Origin of the sequence: Henriciella algicola, assembly GCF_003576245.1 — a bacterium.
Taxonomy (GTDB): Bacteria; Pseudomonadota; Alphaproteobacteria; order Caulobacterales; family Hyphomonadaceae; genus Henriciella; species Henriciella algicola.
This window is the reverse complement of sequence record NZ_QWGA01000003.1, coordinates 1,338,596-1,350,589: the sequence shown is the minus strand read 5'-3', so window position 1 is coordinate 1,350,589 and position 11,994 is coordinate 1,338,596. Positions and strand designations below refer to the sequence as shown.

Sequence of the window (11,994 nt, the reverse complement as noted above, 5' to 3'; positions counted from 1 at the left end):
TATGAGGGCGCTGCTACCTGCCATTCTTGGCGGCGCAGCAATTCTTGTTTTTGTGGTTCCGGCAGCTTGGCTGCAGGCGAGCTATCTCAGCATAGCTCTCGGCACACCCATGCCCGATTATGCCTTCACAGCCCTTCTAAATGACGCCGCAGCCAATCTTCACACGCTGCCTGTTTTCGCCGCCTTCGCGGCGCTCACCTATCTCTGGCTCGTCATCGCGCCGCTTCTTTTCTGCGCTTTCGCCATACCATCGCGGGGATTTGCCTTCCTCGTCCTGATGCTCGGCGTGAACCTGCTCTGCCTTATCGCTGCCCCCGCCTCCATGATCGACAGCGCGCTTGAGGGCGACACGGTAAGCGCACTCACCCTGACTGCATTCCTGTTCTTCGCCGCGGCGCTAAGTTTCTATCTTGTTGGCGAAAGCCCCTTCGTATCCTTCGCGTATGTCAGCTGGGCACTCATCGCTCTGTTCGCTGCGCTCCATCTCACCAGCCTCCTGTCCGAAGAACCATCCCTTGAGGCGAGCTGGCTTGGCACCGCACGGCTGCATGCCGCAGGCGTTTCCATCCTGCTATCGGCGCTAGGTTTGCTGGAAAGTCGCGCGCTGGCGCTTGGATCGCGCGGCTCCGGCATACTCAGTGCCCTACTCGCCATCATCATCTGCATCGCGGCTGCCGTGATGGTGATCTATCAGTACAGGCTCGGTATGGCCGGTCTCGCGCCAGACGCGGTCCCACGCTTTCCAGAACAGCAAAGCGCATTGCTGCGCAGCTCTATCGCGGCCCTGGTCCTGCTCGCCGGGCTGGTTGTGGCACTGTTGCGCCATGCCGTCCTGACAAGACATGGCCGTCAGACGGCATATGCGCCCGAAGCTCAGCCCAGCACGTCGTAGAACTCGGTCCTGCGGTCGCGGAAGAAGCCCCAGGCGGCGCGGTGACGGTCGAGGAAGTCGAGGTCAAACTCGGCCATGATGACGCCCTCTTCGCCGCGCCCAAGCTCATCGACGATTTCGCCGGCATGGTCTGCGATAAAGCTGGTGCCATAGAAGATCTGGCCTTCCTCATCGCCGGTGCGGTTTGCCGCGACGACCGGAATGACGTTCGATACCGCATGTCCCTGCATGGCCCGGCGCCAGCGCGCGGCCGTATCAAGGCTGTCATCGTGTGGCTCCGACCCGATCGCTGTTGGGTAGAACAGGACATCCGCCCCCATCAGAGCCATGGCGCGCGCAGCCTCCGGGAACCACTGGTCCCAGCAAATGCCAACGCCGATACGGCCCTTCATCGTCTCCCAGACGCGGAAGCCGGTATTACCGGGACGGAAGTAGAACTTCTCCATATAGCCCGGCCCGTCAGGGATGTGCGACTTGCGGTAAACGCCAAGCGGCGTGCCATCTGCATCAATAATGACGATCGAATTGTAGTACTCCGGCCCGTCCTTCTCATAGATAGAGACCGGAATGACGACACCCAGCTCCTTGGCGAGCTCTGAGAGCTGCTCGACGGCAGGATGCTCTGCCCACGGATAGGCTGTGGCAAAGAACTTCTCGTCCTGCACCTTGCAGAAATAATGGTCGCAGAAGAGCTCTGATGGCAGGATGATCTCTGCGCCCTTGGCCGCCGCGTCCCGCACCAGCTCTTTCACCTTGTCGATATTGGTCTGCATGTCCTTGCTGAACGAGGCCTGCAGGGCCGCGACTTTTACGGTTCGGCTCATGTCGAAAGACCTCCGTCAGTTTGGGGGACCTGCTGGGTCATGCAGTGGAAGCTGCCACCGCCAGACAGGATGTGGCGCGATGGCAGGGCAATAACTTCATGCTCTGGCATCAACGCCTGCAGCTCTGCCTCGGCGAGCTTGGAGTGCTCATCCTCATAGACCGGCAGGATCACCCGGCCGTTTGAAATCAGGAAATTCATATGGCTCGCGGGCATGATCTCGCCATCCTCGTCGAGGATGCGGCCCGGCGATGGAATAGTTGAAACCTGAAGCTCTGCGGCGCGCAACGTGTCCTCGATCTCGCGCAGGACGTCGGCGTTCGGGTCATCATCCCCCGAAGGGGTCTGGCAAACGACATGACCGGGCGCGATGAAACGCGCGATATTGTCGACATGGCCGTCCGTGTGGTCGCCCAGCAGACCATCGCCCAGCCAGACAATGCGCTGTGCGTTGAAGGCGAGTTTGAGGTTTTCCTCTGCCTTCTCCTGGCTCCAGCCTGGATTGCGATTGGGGTTGAGAACGCACTGACGCGTCGTGATCAGGACGCCCTCGCCATCCTGCTCGACAGCGCCGCCTTCCAGCACGAAAGGCAGACGCTTCAGCGGATGACCCTCGAGCCGCGCAATCGCCGCCGCCGTCTCACTGTCGCCTTCCAGCTCATACTTGCCGCCCCAGCCATTGAACTCGAAACCGAGCCCTTCAAGGCGGTTGAGATACTTCACGAAGACAGGGCCGATATCGCGCAGCCAGATGTCGCCCATCGGCGCATCAAACATCTCTGCCTTGTCACCGACGAGGTCTGCCGCTTCGGCGCGTGAGGCCGGGTCGCCAATGACGAGTTTCACGCGCACCACAGGTGCCAGCGCAGCAATCAGCGCGGCAATCTCTCGCTGCGCGCCCTCATAATCTTCGGCCCAGGCATCCTTCAGATGTGGCCAGCCAGCCCATATCGCGGACTGGGGCGCCCATTCGGCCGGGGTGAATGCAATCGTCGTGTCGGTCATGGGCCGCGATTTGCCACAGCTTGCCCCAAAGAAAAAGGGCGGCCCGCATGGAGCCGCCCTTTCATCAATTCTTGCAAACCCTTGGGGCTACGTACGGGTCCTAGAACTCGTACTTCACGCCGAAGCGAACCGACCAGACCGAGAGGCTGAGCACTTTGCGCTCTGCATCTGCCGGGTTGAAGCCGCTGTAGACGTACTGGCCTTGCGGGTTGATCGTTGCGGAAACGATCTCGGTGTCCTGTGGGAAGGACGCCTGGTAGTAGGTGCCCCAATCCTTGGACAGGAAGTTACCGACGTTCTCCATGACCATGAAGACCGAGGTCTCGTGGCCAGCCATCGCGCCCGGCAGTTCCTGCTCGAGGCGAAGGTCGAAGCGGTTGTTCCACTGGCCTTCGGACTGGTTGCGGCTTGCGATCGCACCGCGGCTCAGATCGAAGCGATCTGCGTAGCGGAAGAGGGCCTCCCACTCCTGAGCCGTCAGCGTGGAGTTCGCATAGTCGATCAGCGGATCGTTCTGACCGGTCGGGATGTAGACCAGCGAGCGACCGAACGTGCCGTCACCGAACGGGGAAGCGCCCGAGTAGGTGAAGGAGAACGGACGTGCCTGGAAGGCCTGACCGAACAGCGTTGCGCGGGTCGCGTACTCACCGAAGAACTCTTTCGCAACCGAGACGCGCGCCGTGATGCGGTGCGGGATCTCGTAGTTGGAGGTTGCGACGTCGATGTTGTTCGGGTCGACGACAGAGATGTTCGACCAGTTCGAGAAGGCAACCGAAGAGGTCATCGGGTTCACGTCTTCTGCATCGACATAAGCGTAGCCGAGGGACCAGTCGACGCTCGTGCTTGGATCGATGTCGAAGCTGTTGCTCAGACCGATCGACGCAACGAAGCTTTCGCCTTCGTCAGAGTTGGTCAGCATGAAGTCGCTGGTGTCGCCGTCATAGATCGGGCGGCCGTCTGGCGCGGTACCGGTCTGGGTGAGCGAGATAGCTTCGACGTTTGCTGCCTTGTTGACCTGCGACCACAGGAAGTCAGCGTTCAGGACATAGCCCGAGCCGATGATTGGTGCGTCGAAGTCATAGGTGAAGCCAAGAGCCAGCTTCCACTCGGATGGGATTTCGAAGTTCGGGTCAAGCGCGTTGACTGGACCGGAAACCGCACCGTTTGCGACTTCGTCGAACATTTCCTGCGGGACACCGAAGATCGGGGTCTGGCCGCCAGCAACCGGGTTCGCGAACAGGTCGAAGTTTCGGCGGTTGGCTTCGTAAAGCGTCACACCGTTGTTCGAGTAGTTGTTCGAGATCCAGACGTTCGGGTTACCACCGGAGTACAGACCGAAACCGCCGCGGAAGGAGAGGTTTGGCTGATAGTCATAGGTGAAGCCGATACGCGGCATCAGGAGGTCTTTGCCGTCCAGGGTCTCATCGTTACGGAAGCCGTACTGATTGAAGAAGTCCTGGTTAAAGGTCGGCTTGGAGTCCGAGGTGTAGAAGTCATAACGCAGGCCAGCGGTGACGGTCAGGCCGTTCGGGCCGGTCCATTCGTCCTGGGCGTAGAGCGTGTTGATTTCGTACTCGAAAGAAGCAGCGCCATCAGCAGCGTTGTTCGTGCCTGCAGCGTTCTCATAGATCACGCGGCTTGCAAGACCGTTGCGGAAGTCGTCAATCGAGTTGAAGCGGAACTCACCTTCGGATTCCTGAACGAACAGGTTGAAGATTTCGTACTCAAGACGCTCACCACCGAAGGTGAAGTTGTGGTCGCCAACATTGTAGCGGCCAAGTGCCTTGTAGTTCGCGACAGAGTACTCGAGCTGGTTAGAGTGACGGGAGTCGTCAGCACCGAGATAGATCGTGTTGCGCTGGTTCGTGCCATCGACAGCAAGCGTGTTGTTGTCGGTGATCTGGACTTCACCGAACTCGGTGCCGCCAACAGACTGCTGCAGGAATTTCACGTCATTGTAGGAGTAACGCAGCTCGGTGGAGAAGTTATTCGTCCAGTCCGAGAAGAGCTGACCGGAGTAAGCCTGCAGTTCTGCACCACGGTTGTAGAGGTGGTTCGCGAACTCGAACTCGTTGTCGTCACCGTCCGACTCCGAAAGGCTGAAGCCTTCGTTGTAGTTGTAGGTGAGGGCAGCACGGTGGTTGTTCGTGATGTTCCAGTCGAGACGGAGCAGGTACTTCTCATCTTCGGTACCGGTGGACTGCGGAATGCCACCTGGATTGTAGCCGTAGATGTTCTGCGCGATGTCAGCGATTTCGTCGAACTCGGCCTGGGTGAAGCCCTCAACGACCGAACCGGCGCGTGAGGAGTTCTCAGGGACGCGGTCGATGCTTGCGCCTGGGCCTTCGAACTTTTCATAAGCGCCGAAGAAGAACAGACGGTCTTTCAGGATCGGGCCGCCAAGGGTGAAGCCGTAGCGCTTCTCTTCGAAAGCCGGAGCGTTGTACTCGTCGCCTTCGCTCTGGTCGCCGACGAGGCTGTCGTCGCCATAGTCGTAGAAGGCAGAACCGTGGAACTCGTTGGTACCGGACTTGGTCACAGCGTTGATGTTACAAGCCGTGAAGGAGCCGTACTCAACGTCGAAAGGTGCCAGCTCAACAGAGATGTTCTGGATCGCGTCGAACGGGAACGGCATCTGCTGCGTCGGGTAGCCGTTCGAGTTCAGGCCGAAACCGTCATTGAGGCCGATGCCGTCAACGGTCAGGGAGTTGAAGCGTGGGTGCGCACCAGCACACTGGATCGAGTCATTGAAGGACTCGTCGAGGTAAACGCGCGGGTCGAGACGGACGATGTCCTTCAGGTCGCGGTTGATGGCTGGGGAGTTCTCGATGTCCGAGAGCGAGAAGGTGGCCGATGGGCCGATCGCGGTCTGAACGAGGCCGCCTGCAGTCGCCGAAACGGTGACCGTGCTCATGCGGGCTTCTGCGTCGTCAGCGACAGCTTCAGCGAAAGGAAGCGTGACGTTCGCGACTTCACCCAGCTGGAGGTAGACGTCGGTGACGCGCGTGGTTGCGTAACCTGGCGCCGATATCTCAATGGCGTAAGGACCGCCGACGTTCAGGCCGCGTGCCTGGAACTGGCCGGTTGCGCTGGTCGTGGAGACGCTGACCGAACCGGTACGCGTGTCGATGACGCGAACGTTCGCGCCTGCGACGGCTTCACCAGAAGGTGCGACCACATCGCCGCGGACACCCGCGGACGTAACCTGCGCTTCGGCAGGTGCGACAATCGCCGCGGTGAAAAGTGTAGCCGCTGCCACACCTGACATTAGTTTCCAGTTGGACATTGAAGAAACCCCTCTTCAGTTGCTCGGTTTGACCGAATTCCCCAGACGGAAGACGACCAAAGCTCAATTGCTCGCGCCTCTATTCCCGCTATGTAACTCTTTCGTGACAGTCATTAGTAAGAGCTGTGCACTGCAACATTCCGTTTCGGAAGCGTGCAAAAAAGACACACATCACCTCTAGTGCTGGCCTTGGCGTAAACTCCGCGCTAGCAGCAGACCTTGATGACCCGCACAGACGCACACCAGACAGATTATGCCCGGCGCACAGCCCTGATTCTTATCGGGCTTCTGGTGCTACGTATGCTGAGCGTGCTTCTCACGCCGCTGGAGCTCTATGCGGATGAAGCCCAGTACTGGCGCTGGGGACAGACGCTGGACTGGGGCTATTACTCAAAACCGCCCCTGATCGCGTGGACCATTCATACGAGCACGGCCATCTTCGGCGATTCTGCTTGGGCGGTGCGCCTGCCCGCCGCCTTCCTTCATACGATCGCGGCCTGGTGCCTCTTCCTGCTGGGCCGGCGCATGGCTGGCCCGCGGACCGGTTTCATGGCGTCCGTTGGCTATGCCCTGATGCCAGCGGTCTGGCTGTCTTCATTTGTGCTATCTACTGACGGCGTCCTGATGCCGATCTGGGCCTGCGCGCTCTATCTGCTCTGGCGGGTGCGCGAAGGCGAAGCTGGCTGGGCAGGCTTTGTTGGCCTTGGCCTCGCAGTTGGCGCAGGCTTCCTCGCGAAATATGCGATGATCTATTTTGCCATCGGCATCGCGCTCACTGCCGTCTTTGACGCGCCGACCCGCAGGGGCCTCTTTTCTCTCAAAGGTCTCGCTGCCCTCGCCGCGACGCTTGTCGTCATCACGCCTCACCTTGTCTGGAATGCGGCGAATGATTTTGCGACCGTTGGCCATACGGTCGACAACGCCAATCTTGGCGGCGATCTGCTCAATCCAGAGAACGCCCTTAAATTCCTCGCAGACCAGATGGGCGTCTTCGGCCCGGTCAGCTTCCTTGGCCTGATCGCCGCGCTTTTCTTCCTGCGCGCCAGCAGACGGCCGGAAACAGGACGCCAGGAGCTGTGGCTCAGCGCCTTCATCGTCCCGGTGCTGACGATCATCCTATTCCAGTCGGTCCTGTCCCGCGCACACGCCAACTGGGCAGCGACCGCCTACCCGGCCGCCTCGATCCTGATCGCGATCTTCTTCATCCGTGCCCGCGCCAATCGTTGGCTGTGGTGGACCATCGCCGCGCTTTCAGCCGTCGGCTTCCTGCTCGCGCCAGACTTCACCTTGACCGCCCGCCTTGCCGTTGGCCTTGCCGTCGCCGCAGGGATTGTCGGCTTTGCCTTTGCCTTCCGCTTCCGTCCCGAAGGCCTCTTCTGGGCAGGGCTGACCCTGCACGGCGTCCTTGGCCTCGTCATGATGGTCGCCCTGATTATCCCGAACATGATCTCTGGTCCGCTGGACCTCGACAACGCCCTCAAACGCACGCGCGGCTGGGATGCACTTTCTGACCAGCTCGCCGCTTTTACAGAAGAGAACGGCACGCCAAGCGCCCTCGTCACCGATGAGAGAGAAGTCTGGCACGGCCTCGACTTCTATCTGAAGAACCGGATCGGCGCGCCGCTGATCCTCTGGCGCTACAATGAAGGCGCGCACAGCTTCGCAGAACAGCAGCCGCTTACACCCGCCATAGACGGCGACGTCCTTGTTGCGAGCTACCGACCGAACCGAAGGCCAGCCATCGCCGCTGACTTTGAGACCTTCGAACGCGTTGGTGCCGTCAGCGTCGACCTCGGCGAGCGCTCGAATGGCTGTCCGATCATGCGGGAGCTTGTTCTCTATCGCGCCTCCGGCTTCGATCCCCTGCCCCGCACAGGCGACTGGGTCGAACGGTTCGAGGATGAGACGATGGATGCGCCGCCGCCTTGCCCGGCGCAGAATTAAGCGCACCTTCGCTTGAACCCCCTCCCGCTTTTCTGGCAGTTGCACTGACATGGGCACCCTGAAGGCCGTCCTCGGCCCGACCAATACCGGCAAGACGCACTACGCCATTGAGCGTATGATGGGCCACGCTAGCGGCATGATCGGCCTGCCGCTGCGCCTGCTTGCACGCGAAGTCTATGACCGGGTCGTGAAGGCAAAGGGCGCACGCGCCGTCGCGCTCATCACGGGTGAAGAGCGCATAGAGCCGCCGACCGCGCGCTACTGGGTCTGCACTGTGGAATCCATGCCGGTTCACAAGCGGGTCGAGTTCCTCGCCGTCGACGAGATCCAGCTCGCAGGTGACGAAGATCGCGGCCACGTCTTCACCGACCGCATTCTCCATGCGCGCGGCACGCAGGAAACTCTCCTGCTTGGCGCAGAAACCATGCGCGGCGTCCTGCGAGACCTCGATCTCGATGTCGACACCAACACAAGAGAGCGCTTCTCGCAGCTCCACTATGCCGGCCCGACCAAGATCACCAAGCTGCCCAAGCGCTCTGCCGTTGTCGCCTTCTCAACTGAGCAGGTTTACGCCATCGGCGAGCTGCTGAAGCGACAGAAGGGTGGGGCCGCCATCGTCATGGGCGCGCTCAGCCCGCGCACCCGAAACGCGCAGGTCGCGCTCTACCAGTCTGGCGAAGTCGACTACCTTGTCGCGACTGACGCGATCGGCATGGGCCTCAATCTCGATGTGGAGCGGATCGCTTTCGCCGCGCGCTCAAAGTTCGATGGACGGCGCAATCGCTGGCTGTCGGCTGCCGAAGCCGGGCAGATTGCCGGGCGCGCCGGGCGCTTTCGCACCGATGGCGAATTTGGCGAGACGGGCGACTGCCCGCCTTTCGAGGAAGAGCTGGTCCACGCCATCGAGACAAACCAGTTTGAGCCGGTCGATGAGCTTCAGTGGCGAAACTCAAATCTCGACTATCGGTCCATCAAGACGCTGATCGCCAGCCTCTCGCGGCCGTCCGGGCATCCGGTCCTGCGCCAGAACCCGCATGCGCTGGACGAATGGGTGCTGCGCCGCATGGCTGAAGACGAAGCGATCGGCCCGGAGATCCGCGGTGGGCGCAAGGTCCGCCGCCTCTGGGACCTTGCCCGCCTTCCAGACTTTCGCAAGTCAGGCCATGAGGGCCATGGTCGGCTCGTTCTTGGCCTCGCTGAAACGCTCGCAGACCCTGACGCGCGCCTCGGCGATGTCGCCATGGAAAAGCGTCTCGACAACCTCGAAGCCAACGTCCCGGACATATCCAGTCTTCAGCACAGACTTGCCATGATCCGGACGTGGACCTATGCCGCCCATCGTGAGGACTGGCTGGAAAACCCGGCCTATTGGCGTGAGAAGACGCGGGAAATAGAAGACAGGCTGTCGGATGCGCTTCACGCTGCGTTGACATTGCGCTTTGTAGACAGGCGCACCACGGCCCTGCTTGCCGGACTGAAAAGGGAAGATCTGCTTTTGACTGAACTGTCTGACACCGGAGAAGTCACCGTCGAAGGTCATATTGTTGGCCGCCTCGTCGGTCTCCACTTCGAACCTGCCTCCACGGCGAAGACGCTGGAAGGCAAGGCTGTGCGCTCTGCTGCCGTTTCCGCACTGGGCCCGATCCTCGCCGAAAGGCTGGGAGAGATTGCTGGCGCGCCTGCCGAAGCCTTCGCCCTTGCCGACAGCGGGGCCATCACTTGGAAAGGTGAAGAGATCGCCCGCCTGAAGCCCGGCCCGGATTGGCTTGCCCCCCGCCTTGAGCTGATCGGCGCCGAAGACACCGAAACCCATCGCCGTGAAGCCGCGCTCAAGCGCGTCGACGAATGGCTCGGTGAGGAAATGAAGCGGGTGCTGCCAACCCACGCAAAGCTCAAGCTTGGCGAAACCGGCACAGAACTTCAGGGCATGGCGCGTGGTCTCGCCTTCCGCCTGCTCGAAAGCGGCGCGGCCATCGACCTTCGCGAAGAGTCGCCCCCGCCGCATGTCTCCAAGGAAGAACGCGAAGCGCTGAAAACCGCCGGGCTGCGCACGGGCCGGGTTGCCGCTCACGTGCCTGATGCCCAGAAACCTGCGGCCCAGCGCATGATCGCCATCCTTCAGGCCAGCCAGACCGGCAAAGACCGCCGTGTCGCCCCGGAAGGCGCAGGCTCCTTCGAGCTTGATGGCGAGTGGGACGATGCAGAGCTGCACGCCCAGGGCTATCTGCGCTTTGGCAAGCGCGCCGTCCGCGCAGACCTGGCCGAACGCCTAGGCTGGGAAATCTCCAAGCGCCGCAAGGAGGCCGACAAGCCCGCATTTGAGCTTCCGGCAGAGCTGGCCTCTGTCATCTCCTGCCCGGGCGATGAGTTTCCAGCCGTTGTGAAAGGCTTTGGCCTTGCCCCGGCGGAGAAAGATCCTGAAACTGGCGCCGTCACGCTCTGGCGCTACCTGTCCCGCAACCGTCAGGACGGCCCGCCGCGCGGCAAGCGCCCGCAATCTGGTCCAAAAGGCAAGGGCGGTCCCCCCAAGCACGCGAAATCCGGCAATTCCAAAGGTCGCCCCCAAAGAGGCGGCGGACGCCCCGCGCCACGCCAGCCGGACCCGGACAGCCCGTTCGCAGCGCTCGCCAGCCTGCTGCCCCCTCCGCCGCCGGCTCCAAAGCCGAAACCGAAGAAGAAAAAGCCCAAACAGGCCAAGACGGATGGCGCCGCCAACCAGGGTGCGGGCAAGCCGGCAACGCCTCCAACATCCGACACGCCTGAGGTCAGCACCGACACGCCGGAGAACAAGTCATAAGCGAAGAACTGCGCCTTGATATCTGGCTCTGGCGGGCACGCTTCTTCAAGACGCGCGCACTCGCCACAGCTCATGTCACCGGCAAGGGCGTCCGCCTCTCCCGCAACGGACAATTGCGCAAGGTGACCAAACCCGGCTTTCGTATCTTGCCGGGAGATATTGTAAGTTTTCCCAGAGGTGGCCAAATAGTCAGCGTCCGGGTGCGGGGTCATGGTGAGCGCCGCGGACCGGCCAGCGAGGCGCGCGAGCTCTATGAGGACCTCGCCATAAACGATCAGGAGCGCCACGATGCTTGATGCGCTGAAGAACTTGTTTTCAAAGCGGCCCCCTGCCCAGCCGCGTGAGATCGACCCCGAAGTCGCCACGGCTGCCCTGCTCGTCGAAGTCGCGCTGGTGGACGGTGTCTACGCCAATCTCGAAAGCGACCAGATCGCCGAAATCCTGCTCGACAGCCTCGGTCTTGATGCCGAACGCGTCGACGAAGTCATGGAGCAGGGCGAGGACCTCGCTGAAAATGCCATCGGCTCTCACCAGTTCACCAAGCATGTGAAGAAGCTGCCACTCCTGAAGCGCGTGAAGGTCGTCGAAGGTCTCTACCTCGTCTCACTGGCCGATGGCGCGGCCTGTAAGTTCGAGGAAGCCTTCATCCGCCATGTCGCCAGCCTGCTGCATGTCGACGATGTCCGCCGCAATCAGGCACGCCGCCGGGCTGAGACGCGTCACCTCTGACGATTGACTTAAGGCGTCTTCATCGCCAAATGCCCGCACACCTAAAGCCAGGAAGACTATATCTCCATGACATATATCGTCGTCGATGCCTGCATTCGCTGCAAGTATATGGACTGTGTCGAGGTCTGCCCCGTCGATTGCTTCTATGAAGGCGAGAACATGCTCGTCATTCACCCGGACGAATGCATCGATTGCGGCGTCTGTGAGCCGGAATGTCCTGTAGAGGCCATCAAGCCGGACACCGAAGATGACCCGGATTCCAAGTGGCTGAAGCTGAATACCGAATACGCGAAGGTCTGGCCCAACATTACGCGCATGAAAGAGCCTCCCGAGGACCGGGAAAAGTTCGCGCAAGAAACAGACAAGCTTGAAAAATACTTCAGCCCGAAGCCTGGCGACGGCGACTAGTTCGCACCTGCGAAATACTCACAGTTGTAAAATAGTCTTTTTTCTGATACATAAATATCAGCTTAATTTCAGGGAGCCTGCATCAATCTCCGGTCTGACTATAAAATCGT

At 60.9% G+C, this 11,994-nt stretch carries 9 protein-coding genes; 6 read left to right on the top strand and 3 right to left on the bottom strand.

Annotated features, from left to right (window positions below):
- Position 1: 1 nt before the first annotated feature.
- Entirely contained in the window at positions 2-892 is an 891-nt protein-coding gene (locus tag D1222_RS07155; RefSeq protein ID WP_119453491.1) for a hypothetical protein, read from the top strand.
- Here the strand turns inward: D1222_RS07155 and aguB are convergent.
- The 3 genes from aguB to D1222_RS07140 form a co-directional block, all read right to left on the bottom strand.
- Positions 874-1,716 (bottom strand): N-carbamoylputrescine amidase, encoded by an 843-nt coding sequence (aguB, locus tag D1222_RS07150; RefSeq protein WP_119453490.1) that lies wholly within the window; start codon positions 1,714-1,716, stop codon positions 874-876. The genes D1222_RS07155 and aguB overlap by 19 nt on opposite strands.
- Complete coding sequence (locus tag D1222_RS07145; RefSeq protein ID WP_119453489.1) at positions 1,713-2,720, bottom strand: agmatine deiminase family protein; 1,008 nt, start codon at positions 2,718-2,720, stop codon at positions 1,713-1,715. The genes aguB and D1222_RS07145 overlap by 4 nt, the downstream gene beginning before the upstream one ends.
- 100 nt (positions 2,721-2,820) lie before the next feature.
- Positions 2,821-6,006, bottom strand: a complete 3,186-nt coding sequence (locus D1222_RS07140) for a TonB-dependent receptor (RefSeq protein WP_119453488.1) — start codon at positions 6,004-6,006, stop codon at positions 2,821-2,823.
- Positions 6,007-6,228: 222 nt separating this feature from the next.
- On the opposite strand from D1222_RS07140, the gene D1222_RS07135 reads away from it, so the two are divergent.
- The 5 genes from D1222_RS07135 (at position 6,229) to fdxA (ending at position 11,884) form a co-directional block, all read left to right on the top strand.
- Entirely contained in the window at positions 6,229-7,950 is a 1,722-nt protein-coding gene (locus D1222_RS07135) for an ArnT family glycosyltransferase (protein ID WP_119453487.1), read from the top strand.
- Between the two features lie 49 nt (positions 7,951-7,999).
- The gene (locus D1222_RS07130) at positions 8,000-10,747 is read left to right on the top strand and encodes a helicase-related protein (RefSeq protein WP_233348546.1); all 2,748 of its coding nucleotides are present in this window, start codon (positions 8,000-8,002) and stop codon (positions 10,745-10,747) included.
- Entirely contained in the window at positions 10,744-11,043 is a 300-nt protein-coding gene (locus D1222_RS07125; protein ID WP_325049222.1) for an RNA-binding S4 domain-containing protein, read from the top strand. The genes D1222_RS07130 and D1222_RS07125 overlap by 4 nt, the downstream gene beginning before the upstream one ends.
- Positions 11,036-11,476, top strand: coding sequence for a tellurite resistance TerB family protein (locus tag D1222_RS07120; protein ID WP_119453485.1), 441 nt, complete (start codon positions 11,036-11,038; stop codon positions 11,474-11,476). Before D1222_RS07125 ends, D1222_RS07120 begins: the two co-directional genes overlap by 8 nt.
- A 66-nt stretch (positions 11,477-11,542) precedes the next feature.
- Positions 11,543-11,884: a ferredoxin FdxA gene (gene fdxA / locus D1222_RS07115; RefSeq protein ID WP_119453484.1), complete on the top strand. Its 342-nt coding sequence runs from the start codon at positions 11,543-11,545 to the stop codon at positions 11,882-11,884.
- Positions 11,885-11,994: the final 110 nt, after the last annotated feature.